This is a genomic window from Dyadobacter psychrotolerans, from assembly GCF_004349265.1.
Taxonomy (GTDB): domain Bacteria; phylum Bacteroidota; class Bacteroidia; order Cytophagales; family Spirosomataceae; genus Dyadobacter; species Dyadobacter psychrotolerans.
Genome location: NZ_SMFL01000017.1, coordinates 74588 through 95491 on the forward strand (window position 1 = coordinate 74588; position 20904 = coordinate 95491).

A 20904-nucleotide genomic window follows, 5' to 3' on the forward strand; every position below is an offset into this window, starting at 1 on the left:
AACAAAGTAACATTAAATCACATTGTAAATCAAACACTTAAACCTGATTTCTTGTAACAACGGCAGTACCTGGCAGCTCATTTCGCCGGATAAGTTTTTTCAAGCCAAACCAACAACTTACTCATCACATCGACCATGGAAGCTGCGCCCATGCCGTGTTTGTCGTGCGGATATAATTCGTATTGCGCAGGAACGCCCAGATCAATCAGCTTTTTATACAGATTTTCTGCCTGACTTACATGAACAAGCGGGTCTTCTCCGCCGTGAAAAAGAATTGTAGGCACGCCGGTTTCTTTTTTTAAATGGTAAGATGGACTGGCATCTTTGGCAATCTGCGCCTGCGGATCTTTTTCTCCCAAAAATCTTATTACCGTATTATCGGCATCGCTGCCGTCCGCCCGCACCATTTTGTCCGTCAGGTCTGTTGGCCCCCAAAGATCGATCACCGCTTTTACTTTCTTTTCAGGATCATAACCGTAAGCGTATAACATAGCCAGATGCGCACCCGCACTGCCCCCCATCAAGGCAAATTCATTTCCATTGTATTGATATTTTTTGGCCTTACCGGATAAAAACAGCAGCGCCTTTTTCACATCTTCAATCTGCGCCGGGAAACGGTCCTTACCTTCTTTTACCAAACGATAATTTATTGAAACTACGGCGTATCCGCGTTTCTCAACCAGTTCATCTATCAAAATTTGAGGAAATTCACTCTTATCACCACGGCTCCATGAACCACCGTGGATGTATACAATCAGTTTGGTCGAGTCTGTGTGATTTCGTGGGACAAATGCATCCAGCAAATTCTCGGTTCCTGGTGCATCGCCATACTTAACATCTTTGAGCGTTATGTACGTCGATTTTTTTCTGGAGATATCGGTCTTTGCAGAAACAGGCATTCCGTCGCGCCAGCCATTTTCTTTTAGATAGGAAATCAGCTCCGCTGGTTTATCCGTTTGAAGTCCCTGAACTCCTTTTTGCAAAGCTTCTTTCCACGAATCCGGACCTTCGGCAGGGTTTTGCACATCAAGCCAAACAGCTACGCCATTTTGATTTGCAACTGAAACCATTTCCGGATCGGCAATATTATCCAGCACCTCAATCTTTACCTGGCCCAGAAACATTCCGAGCTGTTCTTTATTTTTAACCTCATCAAAAAGACTGGTCATTAACGGAACCTGCGGAGCAATGTTTTTCCATTGTTTGTATTGAGAAGTTTTATTCAGATACACCACAACCTGCTTCTCCATTCCGCCTTCCCTGATCTGCTTCCAGGTTTCTGCTACGTCGGCTTCCTTAAAATCCAGATAGATGTTGATTTTTCCTTTGCAGACTTTCAAAACCTCTGAAAATTCAGGAATGTTGTAAGATTTTTTACTCCCGCTTTTTAGTTTCAATCCTTTCAAATCAGCCCGGGACATATCTGAAACATTGCCTTTGCCGTCTGTGGTCCGATCCACGGTTGCATCGTGCATTACAACCAAATGACCATCTTTGCTTGTCCGCAAATCAACTTCTACATAATCTGCGCCTGCTTTTATCGCTTCCTGAAACGAAGCAAGTGTATTTTCCGGAACCTCAACATGGTTGCCGCGATGCGCAATAACTACTAATTTATTTTTGCTTTGAGGTAAAAGCGCCTGTGATTTTACACTTGTCCAAGGTAAAAGGATAAGTATAAAGAAAAACGTAATATAACTTTTAGTGAAGAAGTTAAACATTCCTAATTTGTTTATGAAGTTATCAAATCAGGAGAAATACTGAATTAGTGTCCGGAAGGACTATTGGCGGGTAAATCAGATTCTCAAAGAAAATCAAAGGGAAAATGAAGAGTAGTTTGGTAGCTTATCTATGCATGGACTTAAATTATCCATACATAGATAAGCAAATGTTAAAATCAGTTGATTTCGAAACTCGACAGGTTCACGAATTGCTGTACACGTTCGTTGATTTCTTCCTGTGTAAGATTAACCAAACGCTCTGAACCAAATTTTTCCACGCAAAAAGATGCCATCGCAGAACCATAGATAATGGCGCGTTTCATGTTCTCGAAAGAAATGTCGTCCGTACTGGCAAGGTATCCGATAAAACCTCCTGCGAAAGTATCTCCTGCTCCGGTTGGATCAAAAACTTCTTCAAGCGGCAATGCCGGCGCAAAGAAGATTCGGTCGCCCTGGAATAACAATGCACCGTGTTCTCCTTTTTTGATGATCAGGGTTTTAGGTCCCATTGCCATAATTTTAACAGCAGCCTTGCGAAGCGAGTACTCGCCTGAAAGCTGGCGTGCTTCCTCATCGTTGATCGTCACCACGTCGACCATGCTGATAACCTCTTTCAAATCGTCAAGCATAATGTTCATCCAAAGATTCATGGTATCAAGCATGATCAGTTTCGGACGGTTTGCCATACGCTCAATAACCAGCTTCTGAGTTGCAGGAACTGTATTTCCCAACATAAGAAACTTTGTGGTCTGATACGATTCAGGAATGATCGGATCAAAATGTTCCATTACGTTCAGCTGAGTTTCGAGTGTATCCCGGGTGTTCATATCTTCATGGTATCTTCCCGACCAGAAAAAAGTTTTACCATCCTGAATAATCTCCAAACCTTCCGTATTGACACCGTGTTCTTCAAGCAGACTAATCATGCTTTGAGGAAAATCGCCGCCGACAACCGCAACCAGATTGTTTTCTTTTGTAAAATAAGATGCGGATAAAGTAATATAGGTAGCAGCGCCTCCAATGATTTTATCTGTTTTTCCAAACGGGGTTTCAAGAGCATCAAATGCGACAGATCCAACTGTTAGTAAACTCATAAAGCAGTATTGTATTGATTTTAAGTAGGTTTCAAATATAAATTTAATCCAAAAAACGCTGCGAAGATAAAGAAAACAGCTGAATAGCATATTCCTTATAATGGTATTGTGATAAACAGTTGGCAATCAATCATTGGTATTTGCTATTTTTGTGAGATTAGGGCGTTATGGAAAGTTGATTGACGTTACAGGAATTTTAAAAAATAAAATTTTATCAACGAACAAACACATACTTGTAAAATGGAAGCAATTTCAGAAGCTAAACGACACATTGACAACGCCAAGGATTTTTTAAGGAACCAGGCCAAAAAGGAAGACGGTTTGTACCATGACAAAAAGTATGTAAAGATTGCTGGTCATACAGCTTACACGGGTATACTGGTTGCGCTTGATGAACTCTTGGGAGAGAAAAAGAAGAAGACCAGAAAAAGTGTAGAATGGTATCAAAAGGAATTATCAGGTCTAGATAAAAAAATAACTTCCGATTTTGCAACTGCCTATGAAATTCTGCATTTAGCCATGGGATATGATGGCGCCCAAAGTGCAAAATTGGCTAAAATCGGCATGGAAGAGGCTGAAAAAATAATCGGCTGGGTTGAAAACAGACTTACAAATCAAACAAGATGAAAAAGCAATATTGTTGTCCGGGCTTCTGATAAACATACAGTTACCCAAAATTGATTTTTAAAGAAAGTAAAAATATTCATGGCCCAAACAACTTACCAGCCGCTCCGGATTTTCAATACACTTACGCGTAAAAAAGATTTATTCGAACCGCTTGCGCCTCCCTACGTAGGCATGTACGTCTGCGGACCGACGGTTTACAACAATGTTCATTTAGGAAACATACGTACCTTTTTATCTTTTGATATACTTTTCCGTTACCTGACGCATATTGGCTACAAGGTGCGGTACGTCCGGAATATAACCGACGTTGGCCACCTCGTGGGCGACGGAGAGGTTGGGGAAGATAAAATCGGTAAAATGGCCAAGCTGCAAAAGCTCGAACCGATGGAAATTGTGCAGCGGTATACCAATGATTTTCATGATGTGTCGGCTATTTTTAACCTTTTGCCGCCAAGTATCGAACCTACTGCAACAGGTCATTTAATTGAACAGATCGAAGCCGTTCAGAAGCTGATTGATAAAGGAATGGCTTATGAATCGAATGGTTCGGTCTATTTTGATATCAACAAATACCAGGCAGAAGGCAACGATTACGGAAAACTTTCAGGACGGGTTATTGAAGACCTTCTCAATGAAACCCGTGAACTCGATGGCCAGGCTGAAAAACTGAATCCGCTGGATTTTGCTCTTTGGAAAAAAGCAAGTCCTGAACATATCATGCAATGGGATTCCCCCTGGAGCATGGGCTTTCCTGGCTGGCATTTGGAATGTACCTGCATGAGTGCTAAATATTTAGGAAAACAATTTGATATTCACGGCGGTGGTATGGACCTGAAATTCCCGCATCATGAATGTGAAATTGCACAGGGAAAAGCACTTACCAACGTGGAGCCGGTAAGATACTGGATGCATACGAACATGCTGACCGTGAATGGACAGAAAATGTCAAAGTCTCTGAATAACTCGTTTTTACCGGCGGAACTGTTTTCCGGAAATCACGATTTGCTGGAACAGGCATACAGCCCGATGACGGTCCGCTTTTTCATGCTGCAAAGCCAGTACAGAAGTACGCTTGACTTTTCCAATGACGCACTCAAAGCTGCTCACAAAGGATATAAAAAACTCGCGAACGCACTGAGGATTATCAAAAGGATGACCTACTCAGAAGATGCCAACGCACAGGCGGACGAGAAGAAAATAGCGGATATTGAAAAATCGATTCAGGGTTTTTACGCTGCGATGAATGATGACTTGAACACAGCGGTGGCTTTCGCAAACCTTTTTAATATGGTGAAGTATGTAAATATGCTGAACCTGGGACAACTTCATACTGCTGCGCTCGGAGAAGAAGTTTTCACAGAACTCAAAACTAAATTCATCATATTCTTTGAGGACGTACTTGGTTTAAAAGAAGAGTTAAGCGAAGGAAACGCGGTGCTTGACGGAATGCTTAATTTATATCGTGAATATAAGTTAACCCGGAATTATGAAAAAGTGGATGAAATTCGCTCTTACTTTAAAAAGCAGGGACTGGCAATTCATGATACCAAACTAAGAATTGACTGGGCTTATGAGGAATAAATTATGAGAAATCGTCAGTCCATATTTGCCTATATTTTGCTGGCTGTTTTCCTGCTTGGTGGTCTAGCTTATATGCTGGCTCCGTGGCTGAACAAAAAAACGGTTTCAGAAAAGCCAGTTGTTTCCACAGAAATACCCTCAACTGTTTTTACAAAAGAAGGTGAAGTTGTTTTTAGCCGCGAAGGAAAACAGATCAGGAAAATTGACGTTGAAATCGCAGAAAATGATGCTGAACGTAACAAAGGATTGATGTACAGGCCATACATCCCGGACTCAACCGGGATGCTTTTTATTTTCCAGGAACCTCGTGAACTGGGTTTCTGGATGAAAAATACACAGATCCCGCTGGACATCATCTATGCAGATGCAGGCAAAAAAATCATTTCCATTCAAAAAAATACGAAACCTTTTTCCGAAGAAAGTCTTCCCTCCAACGGCGTAGCCAAATACGTGGTTGAACTAAATGCAGGATTCAGCGACCGTAATGATATAAAACCAGGCGATGCCATTTCCTTTTAATATTGTGTTTATAAAAAAGTTACCTCTTCTCTTTGCCGCGTGTTTTTTCTTTTACGGCTGTAAATCCAAAACCAATTCTGACGAAACGACCCAACAGGTTTTCAAACTCGCAGATAGTCCCGTTTTTAACGAAGATTCAGCTTACGCTTTTGTTCAAAAACAGGTTGATTTTGGTCCGCGTGTGCCCAATACTTCGGCTCATAAAAAGTGTGGGGATTTTTTGGTAAAAACACTTGAAAAATATGGCTTGCAGGTTACAGAGCAAACTTTTGAAGCAACAACCTACGACGGTAAAAAGCTCAATGCCAGAAATATCATAGGAAGTTTCAACCCAACTGCTTCAAAACGGATCCTGCTTACTTCGCACTGGGATTCCCGCCCTTTTGCTGATCAGGATTCATTAAATAAAAACAAACCGGTTCCGGCGGCTAACGACGGAGCAAGCGGCGTAGGTATTTTGTTGGAAATTGCAAGAACGTTATCTGTTTCAGCTAATAAACCGGATCTGGGTGTAGATATCATCTTTTTTGATGCCGAAGACTGGGGAAATTCTGATAAAGCAAAGGATAAGTTTAGTGGATATTGCTTAGGTTCTCAGCATTGGGCAGCCAACAAACATATACCCAATTACACTGCCTATTTCGGTATTTTACTCGACATGGTTGGCGCCAAAGGAGCCACTTTTCCAAAAGAAGGATATTCGGTTCAAATGGCTGAAAGTGTGGTGAAGGAAGTTTGGGATATTGCAAGAGAGCTGGGTTACAGCAATTATTTCCTGGATCAGCGGGGCTCCGGAATCACCGACGATCATGTACCTGTAAATGAAGTCGCCAAAATTCCAATGATCGATATCATTCACACACAACCGGATAACATAGCCCAAACTTTTTTCAAAGACTGGCACACTACAAACGATACGATGGAAAACATCGATCCAAAAACTTTAAAAGCGGTTGGACAAACGGTTCTGCAGGTTTTGTATCAGGAAGGTTCGCCGCAGGCTATGTAAACAGTCAGGGATTGTCACTAATAGCCGGGATGATCATTTGTGGTCGGGTGTAGTCATTAATTGTTTAGGAAAGCCGGAAACTATAAGTGACAACAAGTGACTATTTCCTGACAATTCCTGACTAACTCTGACATTTCCCTACATCCTGCTAACCTTAATCCACATATCGGAATTCCTTCCCTTATCATCACTGCATGAAATTTTAACACGTCCGAGAGGCGGATTGATAAAAACAGCTTCATTAGGTCCTGCCCTTTTGGCGAGTTTATCATTGATATACCAAAAAACCTCCTGAACATCGTTGGCTGGCTGACAAACCAGCTGAATTTGCTGTGGCTCATCTTTGCGTATATAATATTCGCTGCCCTCATTCGGACTCACGATCAGCGGCGCTCCGTCGTGAAAAACACGTTCGCACCTGGGATTATGCGGCGGTATTTTTTTATAGGGAATTTTCTGCTGTTCATAATAAGCGATCAACTCCGGAGCCAGATTGGGATAGGTCCTTTTTTCAAAATTGTTTTCCGGCAGACAATAGGTACAGTAGGAAATTTTGGCTTGCAGATCTGTGAAAACGTAACGCAGGTGCCTGCATTTATGATAAGCCGAAACGCCCATGATGTAATAACCTGTGATCTGGTGATCACAAAAATCTTCCGGGATATCTCCGCTGACCGCACAAACTTTCCTCAACGCAACATTCGGCGGCACCGCGTACCAGCCTTTTGGTGAATTGTAATCCAGTGAATTAAAAATGGAAAATAATAATGGCGTTGCTGTATTGGCGCCACTCAGTTCAGGTACACCTTCTCCGGAAAAATTGCCAACCCACACCCCGACCGTGTAGCGCTTATTATAACCAATGCTCCATGCATCCCGCTTCCCGTAAGAAGTTCCGGTTTTCCAGGCAATTTTTGGTAAATGGTAAGTATTGTCAAAATTGCTGGGAAGATCAGGCCGGGTGATCTGGGTTAATATGTCGGTTATCAAAAAAGACGCTTCCCTAGAGACAATGAAGGGTGGCTTTTGACTTTTTGGTTTGTTTGCCAGATAATTTAAAGGCCGGAATTCACCTTCATTTGCAAAAGATGCAAAGAGCCTGGTCAATTCTTCAAGCGTAACACCGCAACCACCCAGTATCATGGAAAGTCCAAGATCTTTTTCCTGTTTTTTGATTGTCTGAAAACCGGACTTTTTCAGTTGTCCCACCAATGTGGATGTACTAACCTGTTTTAAAATTCTGACTGCCGGAATGTTCAGAGAATTAGCGAGCGCAAATTCAGCAGTGACCGGACCGTTAAAGTGCAGGTCAAAATTCTCAGGTTCATAGCCGGCAAAATTTCCGGGAACATCGTTCATGACATTTTTCGGGGTAATGATCCCTTTATCAAAAGCAGTTGCATATAAAAGCGGTTTCAATGTACTCCCTGGTGAACGGACAGCACGAATTCCATCGACCTGTCCGCCGTCATAGGGATTATTAAAATCGGCAGAACCAACGTATGCCTCAACTTCCATCTTTTCATTGTTAACCACCATCACTGCAGCATTGTGAATATTCAAACCCTGCAGACGATTTACATAGTTTTTCACCTGTTCTTCAATCTGCCTTTGCAGCTGAATTTTCAGGGAAGTTTGTATCACAGGCTGGTTCGGAAAATCCTTTTGCAGCCTTAATGACAAATGTGGCGCCTGCCGCGGAGAATACTGTCTTTTAATGCTTAAAGGTTCAGTCAGCGCATCTTTAATAATATTTTTTTGAAATAAACCTTCTTTTTGAAAACGCAGCAACCATTCATTTCGGGCTAAAACCAGTGCTTCGTTACGCGTTCCGGGTCGCAGGCTGGAAGGTCTGTTTGGAACGATGGTCAAAGCAGTTATTTCAGCCAGGCTTAATAACTGTGGTGGTTTTCCAAAGTACAAAAGTGACGCCGCTTTAATACCTTCAATGTTTCCACCATAGGGCACCAGATTAAAATAAAGCTGCACGATCTCATCCTTGGAAAAATGAAGTTCAAGCTGCAATGCGCGGAAGGCTTCAATGATTTTGTTAAAATAAGTACGAGGTCCGGGTTTCAATAAACGCACCACCTGCATCGTGATCGTGGAGGCGCCGGAAGTTCGCCTTCCTGTAAAAATATTTCGAAAAGCTGCCCTTGTGATGGCAAAAAGATTGATTCCCGGATGATAGTAGAAATATTGATCTTCCTTGTAAATCAATGTTTTACGCAGTAGCGGAGTAATTTCATTATTGTTTGTATAAAGTCTCCACTTGTCGTCTTCACTTAAAAAGGCATGAATGACCGTACCATCTTTGTCGGTGATTTGGGTGGAGTACTGAACGTTTGGATTGAAGGGAAAGAGGAGGTCGAGGAGTAGGAAAGAGATCAAAATAACCGCGGACACGAAAATGATTTTTCGGGTTCTGGTTTTAGGAAAATATTTTGTGCTCAGTTTCATGTAGTCAATATTATTCAAAGCTATCGACAAATTTGATGAGCGTTTATAAAAATTTCCATTCATCCATTCTATTCAACCCCGTTGGGGTTGATGCGCTGTGTTTGATTCTACAACCACCCAATTGCATTGGGGGCTATTCGAATTTAACCCTTCCAGGGTTTGTAAAACTGACTCTTGTTTTTTCCCAGACAATGTTAGTTCGCATTAAAAAGAAGCCCAACGGGCTTCACTTTGAATAGCTCAGGGTATAACCCGGGGTTAAAATACCAAAATGTGTACCGACAACCCTGAATGGGTTGAACGTTTTCGCCGAGATACCGTTCAGCCTGCTGCGCATTCAGACCAGATCCTGTCGCGCTGACAAAAAAAAGCCCAACGGGCTTCAATTTGAATAGCTCCGGGTATAACCCGGGGTTAAAATACCAAAATGTGTACCGACAACCCTGACGGGGTTAAACGTTTTCGCCGAGATACCGTTCAGCCTGCTGCGCATTCAGACCGGGTCGCGCAGACCGGGTCGCGCAGACTCAATTTGTCCTTTACAATTAAATTTCACTACTTACTTCCTTTATTGCAAAATAAGCCAACCATAATACCATTATGTCAAAATATATTGCTGCAATTGATCAGGGAACAACCAGTACGCGATGTATACTTTTCAACCATCAGGGAAATATTGTTTCTGTCGGACAAAAGGAACACGAGCAAATATATCCGCAGCCAGGCTGGGTGGAGCATAATCCGGAAGAGATCTGGAAAAATACGCTGGAAGTAATTGCTATTGCCAGAATAAATGTTTCCGCAACTTCGTCTGATATTGCAGCAATAGGAATAACAAATCAGAGAGAAACTACTGTTGTCTGGAATAAACGAACCGGGCGACCTTATTACAATGCCCTGGTCTGGCAGGATACACGCACAACTGATCTTGTAGCTAAATATGAAAAAGAAGGCGGACTTAACCAGTTTCGCGATAAAACCGGGCTGCCGGTGTCAACCTATTTCAGCGGATTGAAATTGCAATGGCTTTTGGAAAATGTAGAAGGTCTTCGTTCCGATGCAGAAAAAGGGGAGGCTATTTTTGGAAACATCGATACTTTCCTGATCTGGAATTTGACCGGTGGCCCACATGGCGGCATACATGTTACCGATGTTACCAACGCAAGCCGTACGCAACTGATGAACCTGCATAGCCTGCAATGGGATGAAGATATGCTTTTGGCTTATAATATTCCCGGAAAAATGCTTCCTGCAATAAAAAGCAGCAGTGAAATTTACGGAACCGTAACCAATGAAGTTTTACCGGGAGTGCCGGTAGCCGGTGATCTGGGAGATCAGCATGCTGCATTGGTTGGCCAAACCTGTTTTGAACCCGGAATGGCTAAAAACACATACGGAACAGGTTGTTTTCTCGTCATGAATACCGGGAGTGAAATTAAAATGTCGGAACATGGCTTGCTCACCACAATTGCCTATCAATTTGGAAATGACCCGGTTCAATATGCGCTTGAAGGAAGTGTTGCCGTAACGGGAGCGCTGGTTCAATGGGTACGTGACAACATGGGTTTGATTAAAAAAAGCAGTGATATTGAAAAACTGGCCCGAACTGTGGAAGACAACGGCGGTGCTTATTTCGTACCGGCATTTTCAGGTTTGTATGCTCCGTACTGGCGTAATGATGCACGTGGCGTAATTGCAGGACTAACCCGCTACGTAAACAAGGGACACATTGCCCGTGCTGTTCTTGAAGCAACGGCCTACCAGACATTAGATGTAGTGAATGCCATGGAACAGGATTCCGGCATACAGCTTTCTTCTTTACGCGTCGATGGCGGCATGGTCATGAACCAGCTTCTGATGCAGTTTCAGGCCGACATGCTGGATACACAGGTTGTTTCCCCGGCAGTTGCAGAAACAACCGCTCTTGGAGCGGCTTACGCAGCAGGTCTGGCAGTGGGCTATTGGAAAAATACAGATGAATTGAAACAAAACTGGGCAGTAGCTCATACCTGGAATCCGGATATGGAGGCAGCTAAACGAGAGGAACTGTATAAAGGTTGGCAAAAAGCCGTTACAAAATCATACGCCTGGATGGAATAATAAAGTTCCTTAGTTAACAGACTGGTTCGTGAATCCGGGTATGATTGCCGTTTTCCGAATTTAGAATGAATATAAAAAAGAATGCTAAAAATTGAAACTCTCCTCTTCTTTTGCGCTGTAAACATGTAAAGCGTAACTTCGCCCCATTAAAACTAACCGGAGTGCCTTATGCATACCCTTCATCTGAAAAAGCCCCTTGCTTTTTTTGATCTTGAAACCACTGGAGTAAACATTGCCCGCGATCGTATTGTGGAGTTATCCGTGGTAAAGGCTTTGCCTAATGGTGAAACTGAAGTCCGTACAAGAAGGGTTAACCCTGAAATGCCGATACCGCTGGAAAGCAGTCTGATACATGGCATTTACGATGAAGATGTAAAAGACAGCCCTACTTTTAAAAGTATCGCAAAAAATCTGGCTGTTTTTCTGGAAGGCTGCGACCTTGCCGGATTTAACAGCAATCGTTTTGATATACCCATGCTGGTTGAAGAATTCCTGCGTGTGGGTGTTGAATTTGATGTAAAAAACAGAAAATGTGTTGATACGCAGCGAATCTTTCACATGATGGAACCGCGGAATCTTGCTGCTGCTTATAAATTCTATTGTGGTAAAACCCTCATTGGAGCGCATGGCGCAGAGGCCGATACACTGGCAACATTCGAGGTATTGCAGGGACAAATTGCCAGATATGAAGGCGTCAAAGTCCTTGATCCGAAAGGAGTTGAGTTTGAACCGGTTAAAAATGATGTCGCTGCACTTCATGAACTCACCGCTTCAAAAGTCATTGATTTCGCCGGAAGAATGGTTTTCAATGATAAAGGAGAAGAAGTTTTTAACTTTGGAAAACACAATGGAAAAAAAGTGGCAGACATTCTGAAAAACGAACCGTCGTTTTATGACTGGATGATGAAAGCTGAATTTCCCCTCGATACAAAAAGAAGACTTACCGAAATCAAACTGCGTGCTTTTACGCAGCGGTAACAGAAGTATAATTTTACAATTGGCACAAAGAAGTATTTATACCTATTTTTGCTGAAATACATTGAAATTCTGAGTGGCACACTTGAATTTGCCTGAAAAATAAGTAACAACTAGTTAATCCGAATACCCATTAAGGTTATCAGCTATGATTCCAAACCCTGCATTACCGGAAGTTAATATACCAGAGGTTATTCAGAATATCCCCCTTCAGCATTATCTCATTCTCAGCACATTACTTTTCGTAATTGGTATCATTGGCGTATTGACACGCAGAAATGCCATCGTCATTTTTATGTCGGTTGAATTGATGCTGAATGCTGCGAACTTGCTGTTAATTGCCTTTTCCTCATATCGTTCGGATCCGTCGGGGCAGGTATTTGTATTTTTTATTATGGCCGTCGCTGCTGCGGAAGTAGCCGTTGGTCTGGCAATTATTGTAATGATTTACAGGAATACCCGTAATACTGATATCAGCTTCCTGAATAAACTTAAGTGGTGAGATAAGTTTTTAAGATCTTATCAATCAAACGAATAACTTTTAAAGTTTTAAATAAAGACATGTCTCCAACCTTACTAGTCCTTATTCCATTATTACCTCTAATCGGGTTCCTGGTCAACGGGCTCGGATTTCCAAGTTTACCAAAAGGCGCTGTCGGATTTATTGGCTGTCTGGCCGTTATTGGTAGTTTTGTTTTATCACTGCTTACTTTCAATGCATTTCTTGCAAGCGGAAGCCAACCAATTATCGTTCCTCTTTTTGACTGGATCACTGTTGGAAGCCTGAATATTCCGTTTTCATTTCAGGTCGATCAGTTGTCCTTGCTGATGCTGATGATCATAACCGGAGTAGGTTCGCTGATCCATATTTATTCAATCGGCTACATGCATCATGATCCCGGATTCGGTAAGTTTTTTGCTTATCTGAATCTTTTCCTGTTTTTCATGCTGCTGCTGGTATTGGGTTCCAATTATGTCATCATGTTTATCGGCTGGGAAGGCGTAGGACTTTGCTCTTACCTGCTTATCGGATTTTGGAATAAAAATACAAATTACAACAATGCTGCGCGTAAGGCATTCATCATGAACCGTGTAGGGGACTTAGGTTTTTTACTGGGAATATTTACAATCATTACCACATTTGGCTCTGTTGAGTATCTGGAAGTTTTCAGCAAGGCATCTGCATTTCAGGTAGGTGATCCGATTATGATTACCATCACTGCCTTCCTTTTTATTGGAGCAATGGGAAAATCGGCACAGATACCGCTTTATACCTGGCTTCCTGATGCGATGGCCGGCCCGACACCTGTTTCCGCTTTGATTCACGCGGCAACAATGGTTACAGCGGGGATTTATATGGTGATCCGCTCCAACGTGCTCTATTCGCTGGCACCTTCTACACTTGAAATTGTCGGTATTATCGGTGGAGCTACTGCTTTGTTTGCCGCATCCATAGGTGTTTTACAAAATGATATTAAAAAAGTACTGGCTTATTCTACGGTTAGTCAGCTGGGTTATATGTTTATGGGTTTAGGGGCAATGGCTTACTCGGCCTCCATGTTCCATGTTATTACCCACGCTTTTTTTAAGGCTTTGTTGTTTCTTGGCGCCGGTAGTGTCATTCACGCCATGTCCGACGAGCAGGATATCCGTTCAATGGGAGGTTTAAGAAAAAAACTGCCCATTACTTTTCTTACATTCTTTATAGCAACCTGGGCGATTTCAGGTTTACCGCCATTCTCCGGGTTCTTCTCCAAAGATGAAATTCTGGCGCATGTATTTGAACACAATAAGCTGCTTTGGGTAATTGGTGTTCTGGGTTCATTAATGACCTCTTTTTACATGTTCCGTCTTTTGTTCCTTACTTTTTTCGGAACCTTCCGAGGAACCCACGAGCAGGAGCATCACCTGCACGAGTCACCTGCGACGATGACTATTCCATTGATCGTTCTCGCTGTACTTTCTGCGGTTGGCGGTTTTATTGGTGTTCCCGAAGCATTACACGGATCGCATCATCTGGCTGAGTTTATGAGTCCGCTGTACGATGCGGCTCGTCAGGCTAATCCAGCTGCTTTCCTTCCGACGACATTATCTCATTCCGAAGAATATATATTGATGGCAATTTCTGTTGCTGTTGCAGCTGTTGCGGCAATTATTGCTTATGTTATATATGTACAAAAAGCAGCAGTTCCTGCTCCGGATTCGGAAGAGAAATCAGCAATTCAAAATCTTGTTTACAACAAATATTATGTTGATGAACTGTATGACACTGTTTTTGTGAAATCAACAAAGACTCTTTCCAATGCCTTTTATAGTTTTGGAGAATTTTTTGTAGACCTGTTTGTAAACGGGGCAGCACGCCTGATCGGTTTTCTGGCTGGTTTATTACGTAAAACACAAACCGGGTCTACCGGTGATTATGTATTTGCCATGGTTTTGGGCATTGTAGTCATTTTATTCTGGAAGCTGTTACTTTGATATTTATACCGTTCACCATCTGTTGCTGACCGTTGACTTGAAAATATGCTTACTCTTCTTTTAATACTTTTACCCATTGCAGCCGCTGTTCTCACATTGGCTACCGGTGCACGCATTGCCAAACAGGTTGCGTTAATCGGAGGTCTTGCCGAATTGGGACTTGCGGTTTTTACCTGGTCACAGTTTGATCCGTCCGCCGGATCTCAGTTTGGATTTAAATATCAATGGCTTGCTTCTGCCGGCATTTCCTTTGCCGGAGGAATTGATGGAATCAGCATGGTGCTGGTTTTACTTACCGCATTTCTGGTACCGTTTATTATTCTTTCCGCATTTGGTCATGATTATAAAAACAGTGCTACCTTTTATTCTCTGATCCTTTTCATGGAAGCGGCACTGATTGGTGTCTTTACGGCAACGGATGCATTCCTGTTCTACCTGTTCTTTGAAGCTGCGCTGATTCCTGTTTATTTTCTTGCTGCTGTCTGGGGCGGAGAAAACAGAGCGAAAGTTACTTTTAAGTTCTTCATCTACACCATGTTCGGAAGTCTGTTCATGCTTGTGGCCCTGGTATTCCTGTATTACAAAACACCGGGTACGCATACATCAGAACTCACTGCATTTTACGATCTTCAGCTAAGCGCACAATCTCAAGGATTTATCTTCTGGGCGTTTTTTATTGCCTTTGCTATCAAAATGCCTTTGTTCCCATTCCACACCTGGCAGCCTGACACTTATACCGAATCGCCAACACAGGCTACAATGCTGCTTTCAGGAATTATGTTAAAAATGGGAGTTTACGGTTTAATCCGCTTGCTTTTGCCTATTGTTCCATTAGGTGTTGAAACCTGGGGACTTCTGGCTGTGATACTATCTGTGATTGGAATTATTTATGGTTCAATCATCGCGATACAGCAGCGTGATATGAAAAGGCTAGTAGCCTACTCTTCATTTGCACACGTTGGATTAATGTCAGCAGGTGTTTTTTCTTCCTCTGCGAATGGATTACAGGGAGCGATGGTTCAGATGCTTGCCCACGGAATAAATGTGGTAGGCATGTTTTACATCGTTGATTTGATTTATACAAGAACCAAAACGCGTTATCTGGATCAATTGGGTGGAATATCACAGACATCACCGAAGTTCAGTATTTATTTTATGATACTGCTTCTGGGAAGTGTGGCGTTGCCGCTGACAAATGGATTTGTAGGTGAATTCCTGCTTCTTTCCGGCGTATTCAACTACAATGCCTGGCTTGGTGCCATCGCAGGTGTAACAATCATTTTGGGTTCGGTTTACATGCTTCGTTTGTACCAAAAATCTATGTTCGGACCAAAATCCAACTGGGTGGAAGGTTTTAAAGATCTTTCTGTAACCGAAAGTGCGGTCCTGATCCCATTGGTTATTATGGTTTTCTGGATAGGTATTTATCCAAATACTTTCCTTAAAATATCAGAGCCTGCCGTGAATCAGATTTTACAGATTATAACGCATTAAGTCCGTAAACCGGTAAAATTAACAATCATTACAGCAGGGTGCCGAAAGCTGACAGCCGGAAGCCAATAGCTATTAACAGTGACTAACGATAATAAGTAATATATGTATCCCATTGTATTGTTGTCAGTTTTTGGAATCGTAGCGCTCTTTTTGGGGTTCTCGAAATCTAAAAATATCCTTCTTCCTTCTACATTACTTTTTCTGGCCATCGCATTGGCGGGAAACTTTTACGAATGGAACAAGGGGCCATTGCTGTATTTCTATGACATGTTCCGGGTTGACAACCTAACGCTTGCATTTAATGGAATCGTACTCATTTCTGCTTTTATGATCGTTGCTATTTCCGGAGGTTTTCAGGACAATGCCGATTCGGAGCCCGCTGAATATTATGGTTTGATGCTGTTCTCGCTGGTCGGAGCGATCATGATGATAGGTTTTGAGCATTTGATCATGTTATTTCTGGGTGTGGAAATTTTATCCGTCGCTATGTATGTGCTTACAGGGAGTAACAAAAGAAACCTCCGCTCTAATGAGGCTGCGCTGAAATACTTTTTGATGGGTGCTTTCGCAACGGGCTTCATGCTTTTCGGTATGGCTTTGCTTTACGGCGCAACGGGTTCTTTCGATCTTTCCCATATTCAATCCTTCGTTACAACCACACATGCCGGTGCCCCTTCTTACATACTGTATGCAGGTTTATTACTGCTTTTGATCGGTATGTTGTTTAAGGTATCAGCTGCTCCCTTCCATTTCTGGACGCCGGATGTTTACGAAGGGGCACCAACGATTTTTACAACATTTATGTCAACCATCGTAAAAACCGCCGGATTCGCTGCTATTTACAGATTGCTTGAACATTCCTTCTCCGGTATTTACAGTTTCTGGTGGATTGTTATCGCAGCCATTGCTGTACTCACTTTACTTGTTGGAAACATCGGTGCAACAAGCCAGAATAGTTTTAAAAGAATGCTGGCTTACTCAGGTATATCGCATGCAGGTTATCTGCTCATTGCCATTACTGCGATGTCAAAGCCTTCGCAAAACGCAATTGTCTTTTATTCTCTTGCCTACTCATTATCTACAATCTGCGCCTTCGGTATTTTGATGCTGGTTTCAAAAGAAAAAACGGTGGAAGGCCAACCCGACGAGCGTTACGAAGCATTCAACGGTTTGGCTAAAAACAATCCTTTTCTTGCCTTTGTACTTACTGTTTCCATGCTGTCACTGGCAGGGATTCCGTTAACAGCTGGTTTCTGGGGTAAATTTTTCATATTCACCAGCGCGGCGGACAGAGGTATCATCTGGATTACGGTAGTTGCCGTTTTAATGTCCACAGTTGGAATTTACTACTATTTCCGCGTGATCATTGCTTCTTATCTGCGGGAAGGAAATGTGGACGCAATACGCGTTGCACCTTTTTATAAAGTAATACTTGTTTTGGCTACATTCCTTACACTGCTTTTTGGTTTGGCACCTGGAATTTTAGAAGGCATCATATAAATCCGATTTTACTTCGGGAGGGAAGAGCTGCACATTGTGTGGCTCTTTTTTTGTTACCTAATTTCCAAAACGGCGTATGTAATATAGCAACTCAAATCTGGGTCTGGAAACTCATATTTTATCCTTCATCGATACACCTAAACTATTGAATATGGAACGATTACTTATCCGCGAAAGAATAATTCTGGATACCAAAAACATTAGTAAACACATCAAAGATAAGCGCATTCTGGTAACCGGTGCTGCCGGATCTATCGGACGCGAATTGGTAAGGCATATTCTGAGTTATGATCCGGCAAGTCTTTGTCTTGTAGATCAATCTGAGCTGGGTATGTTCAACCTGATGAGTGAACTTGGAAAACAGGACCATATCCAATACGAGTTGATGGATATCACAAATAAGGAAACGCTTGAACGTTTAATATCTCAAATAAAACCACAGATCATATTTCACACCGCCGCCTACAAACATGTGCCTCTCCTCGAAAGTCAGCCACATGCTGCTGTTGAAAATAATACATTCGCTACACATGCCCTTGCAGACCTTTCGGTTGTTTACGGAGTAGAACAATTTATATTTATTTCTACGGATAAAGCTGTCAATCCGGAAAATGTGATGGGAATTACAAAACGGCTATCTGAGTTATATCTGCAGCGTATTAATGAGGAGCAATCGGTTACCCGGTTTATCATCACCCGATTTGGCAATGTAATGGGTTCAACAGGATCTGTTTGTTTTACTTTTGTGGAACAGATTCTGGACGGTGGACCGGTAACTGTAACACATCCGCAAGTTTCGCGATATCTTATAACACGTTACGAAGCTTCCCAACTTGTGCTGGAAGCCGCCGCAGTCGGTCTTGGTGGTGAGATTTTTTTATTTGACATGGGTAAGCGCGTATCAATTTTAGACCTGGCAAACAGAATGATCAAGCGTTATGCCATGGGAAAAAACATTGAAATAAAGTTCACCGGCCTGCGTGAAGGAGAAAAACTGCACGAAGAACTTGTTTACAAAGATGAAGAGGTCTTCACCACAAGCCAGCCCAAACTTAGAATTGCAAAGCAAAAACCAGGCTTACAATTTAATATTCGTGATAAAATAGGAGCACTTAAAAATGCCATGAAGGACAAAAATAAGGACCAGCTTTTGCTGATCCTGAAAAATTTGTTGAAAGACGATAATGAAAAAGCAGAAATAGTCACAGACGTTATTTCGTCCGTTTCAACTACTCACTAATCGCACGATCAAGATGAACATATCCTCCGTCTACGTGAATGAGCTGACCGGTTGTATGGCTTGATCTGGGCGAAAGCAGAAACGCCGTCATATTGGCAATTTCCTCGGCAGTAGTCATCCGGTTTTCCAATGGAATCTTACTCACGATCGATGCCAGTTTTTCTTCCGGATTTGGAAGCGTGCGAATCCATTTTTCATACAAAGGCGTGTAACATTCTGCCACAATGATTGCGTTAACCCGGATTCCATAAGGCAGGAGCTCAACAGCCCATTCCCTGGTCAGGGCATTTCTCCCTCCATTGGCAGCTGCATAAGCAGAAGTTCCGCCCTGTCCGGTTTCCGCCGTTTTTGAACCAATATTTAAAATAGCCCCCTTCGATTCCTTTAATGCCGGAAGTGCATGATGTACGATTAAATAATAGTGTATCAGGTTGCTGTGCAGGCTTTGGATAAATTTTTCATAGTTCCCGCTTTCCAGGCCAACTCCGTCATTGACCCCGGCGTTATTGACGACCCCTTCAATCCTGCCAAACAGGCTCAAAACTTCCTGAACCACTTTTTCACATTCTTCAGGTTTTGATAACTCTCCTGTTACCTGGTAAACTTTCAGCCCCTCTGTATCAAGAGTGTCCACAGCTTCCAGGTTATCCGGTTCATTCCGGCCGACGATAACCGGTATAGCGCCTTCTTTTGCAAGCACCTCCACAATCCCACGGCCAATGCCTTTTGCACCACCCGTGACAATAATAACTTTATCTTTTAAGAGTAAATCCATGTGCAATGATGATTCTAATATAATTCTAATCTAAATAACAGGTTAAATAATTCCTTTTTTCGGTTATACAATGTAGAAGTTGTTTGATCTCGTTTATAATGATTATGTACAAGCCTCAATTTATAACATATTCATCTATTCGTATCAAATGAAGGCGGGGGCCAATCTTTTTTACCCTTCATAAAGAGAGGAATTATCAAATGATTAACAATTGGTTTGAATAAACATAATTGTAACATTCAATGTTAATCATCTATTAATTGATCTAAAAATATAATATTTACAAGAAAATAAAATCAGGTTTATTACCTCAGGCTCTTTTTCAATCAAAAAAAATAGCTAGTTTTGTATAATGGCAAAATGGTGCACTAGTTTCTTTGATGCGTTATAATCGGATTTTAAACACTATTTCATTTACATCTCCATAATAATACTCAAACCCAACACCAACAGAATGAAATACTCAGTACATGCAGAAGGCAAGTTTCAATTTATCGATGAGGGAAAAGGCGAAACATTATTGCTTTTACATGGCCTTTTCGGTGCTTTAAGTAACTGGGACGGTATTATTGATAATTTTTCTGACCGTTACCGCGTCATTATTCCATTACTTCCAATATATGAACTGCCTCCCCGTGAAGCAGGTTTAGAAGCACTTCTTGCATTTCTGGAAGAGTTTGTAGCCTTTAAAAATCTCAATAATGTAACCGTTATTGGTAATTCACTTGGTGGCCATATCGGTTTGTTATATACTTTAAAAAATCAGGAAAACGTTCACAAACTTGTGCTTACCGGTAGTTCCGGCCTGTTTGAAAATTCAATGGGCGGTTCATTTCCAAAAAGAGGAAGCTACGACTACATACGCGAAAGGGTTGCTTACACGTTTTATGATCCCGAAGTGGCTACCAAAGATCTGATCGACGAAGTATTCGAAACGACTTCAAGTATCCCCAAATGTATGAGTATTGTGGGAATTGCCAAGTCTGCACAGCGACATAATCTTGCAAAAGATCTGCACGAAATTAAAGTACCGACTTTGCTTGTATGGGGTTTAAATGATACGATTACACCACCTCATGTGGGTTATGAATTCAACCGTTTGATAGCTGATTCGGAATTACATTTCATAGATAAGTGCTGTCATGCGCCGATGATGGAACATCCGCACGAATTTAACGTTATACTGGAAAGCTTTTTAGAAAAACATGTTTCTGTTCAGGTAGCATAATTTTAAAGAGCCATAAATGGCTCTTTTGTTTTTTAAGGAGTTTTGTTTTTTTAATGAAATTTGACACATACTAAGTTTTTTTATACATTCGAGAAATTACATC

The 20904-nt window shown here is 41.9% G+C and carries 16 protein-coding genes; 12 read left to right on the forward strand and 4 right to left on the reverse strand.

The annotated features are described in order from the left end of the window. Nucleotides 1-77 precede the first annotated feature (77 nt). Together E0F88_RS29325 and E0F88_RS29330 are read right to left on the reverse strand one after the other, a co-directional pair. Nucleotides 78-1721 (reverse strand): glycerophosphodiester phosphodiesterase family protein, encoded by a 1644-nt coding sequence (locus E0F88_RS29325; protein WP_131961903.1) that lies wholly within the window; start codon nucleotides 1719-1721, stop codon nucleotides 78-80. A 176-nt stretch (nucleotides 1722-1897) separates the two neighbouring features. Beyond that, nucleotides 1898-2815 (reverse strand): PfkB family carbohydrate kinase, encoded by a 918-nt coding sequence (locus tag E0F88_RS29330; protein ID WP_131961904.1) that lies wholly within the window; start codon nucleotides 2813-2815, stop codon nucleotides 1898-1900. A gap of 240 nt (nucleotides 2816-3055) precedes the next feature. On the opposite strand from E0F88_RS29330, the gene E0F88_RS29335 reads away from it, so the two are divergent. The 4 genes from E0F88_RS29335 (at nucleotide 3056) to E0F88_RS29350 (ending at nucleotide 6551) form a co-directional block, all read left to right on the forward strand. After that, entirely contained in the window at nucleotides 3056-3442 is a 387-nt protein-coding gene (locus E0F88_RS29335) for a DUF5618 family protein (RefSeq protein ID WP_131961905.1), read from the forward strand. Between the two features lie 78 nt (nucleotides 3443-3520). Continuing rightward, a complete protein-coding gene (cysS, locus tag E0F88_RS29340) occupies nucleotides 3521-5023 on the forward strand; it encodes a cysteine--tRNA ligase (RefSeq protein ID WP_131961906.1) in 1503 nt (500 codons plus the stop codon). A 3-nt stretch (nucleotides 5024-5026) separates the two neighbouring features. Next, complete coding sequence (locus tag E0F88_RS29345) at nucleotides 5027-5542, forward strand: DUF192 domain-containing protein (protein ID WP_131961907.1); 516 nt, start codon at nucleotides 5027-5029, stop codon at nucleotides 5540-5542. Next, complete coding sequence (locus E0F88_RS29350; protein WP_131961908.1) at nucleotides 5526-6551, forward strand: M28 family peptidase; 1026 nt, start codon at nucleotides 5526-5528, stop codon at nucleotides 6549-6551. The genes E0F88_RS29345 and E0F88_RS29350 overlap by 17 nt, the downstream gene beginning before the upstream one ends. A gap of 138 nt (nucleotides 6552-6689) precedes the next feature. On the opposite strand, the gene pbpC is transcribed toward E0F88_RS29350, so the two are convergent. After that, complete coding sequence (pbpC, locus tag E0F88_RS29355) at nucleotides 6690-9011, reverse strand: penicillin-binding protein 1C (protein WP_131961909.1); 2322 nt, start codon at nucleotides 9009-9011, stop codon at nucleotides 6690-6692. A gap of 600 nt (nucleotides 9012-9611) precedes the next feature. Here pbpC and glpK point away from each other — a divergent pair. The 7 genes from glpK (at nucleotide 9612) to E0F88_RS29390 (ending at nucleotide 18798) form a co-directional block, all read left to right on the forward strand. Further along, nucleotides 9612-11111, forward strand: coding sequence for a glycerol kinase GlpK (glpK, locus tag E0F88_RS29360; RefSeq protein ID WP_131961910.1), 1500 nt, complete (start codon nucleotides 9612-9614; stop codon nucleotides 11109-11111). 168 nt (nucleotides 11112-11279) lie between these two features. Continuing rightward, nucleotides 11280-12089, forward strand: a complete 810-nt coding sequence (locus E0F88_RS29365) for a 3'-5' exonuclease (protein ID WP_131961911.1) — start codon at nucleotides 11280-11282, stop codon at nucleotides 12087-12089. Nucleotides 12090-12234: 145 nt separating this feature from the next. Further along, on the forward strand, nucleotides 12235-12588 hold the full coding sequence (nuoK, locus tag E0F88_RS29370) for an NADH-quinone oxidoreductase subunit NuoK (RefSeq protein ID WP_131961912.1): 354 nt from the start codon (nucleotides 12235-12237) through the stop codon (nucleotides 12586-12588). A gap of 59 nt (nucleotides 12589-12647) precedes the next feature. Then, nucleotides 12648-14564, forward strand: coding sequence for an NADH-quinone oxidoreductase subunit L (gene nuoL / locus E0F88_RS29375; protein ID WP_131961913.1), 1917 nt, complete (start codon nucleotides 12648-12650; stop codon nucleotides 14562-14564). 45 nt (nucleotides 14565-14609) lie between these two features. Next, entirely contained in the window at nucleotides 14610-16058 is a 1449-nt protein-coding gene (locus E0F88_RS29380) for a complex I subunit 4 family protein (RefSeq protein ID WP_131961914.1), read from the forward strand. A gap of 102 nt (nucleotides 16059-16160) precedes the next feature. Continuing rightward, a complete protein-coding gene (locus E0F88_RS29385) occupies nucleotides 16161-17558 on the forward strand; it encodes an NADH-quinone oxidoreductase subunit N (protein ID WP_131961915.1) in 1398 nt (465 codons plus the stop codon). 151 nt (nucleotides 17559-17709) lie between these two features. Beyond that, nucleotides 17710-18798, forward strand: coding sequence for an SDR family NAD(P)-dependent oxidoreductase (locus E0F88_RS29390; protein WP_131961916.1), 1089 nt, complete (start codon nucleotides 17710-17712; stop codon nucleotides 18796-18798). On the opposite strand, the gene E0F88_RS29395 is transcribed toward E0F88_RS29390, so the two are convergent. Further along, nucleotides 18788-19573 carry an L-fucose dehydrogenase gene (locus E0F88_RS29395; protein ID WP_131961917.1) on the reverse strand — a complete coding sequence of 262 codons (786 nt, stop codon included), beginning with the start codon at nucleotides 19571-19573 and terminating at the stop codon, nucleotides 18788-18790. The two genes, E0F88_RS29390 and E0F88_RS29395, sit on opposite strands and share 11 nt — an antisense overlap. Nucleotides 19574-20027: 454 nt before the next feature. Here E0F88_RS29395 and E0F88_RS29400 point away from each other — a divergent pair, with 454 nt between their 5' ends. Further along, nucleotides 20028-20801, forward strand: a complete 774-nt coding sequence (locus E0F88_RS29400) for an alpha/beta fold hydrolase (RefSeq protein WP_131961918.1) — start codon at nucleotides 20028-20030, stop codon at nucleotides 20799-20801. Nucleotides 20802-20904: the final 103 nt, after the last annotated feature.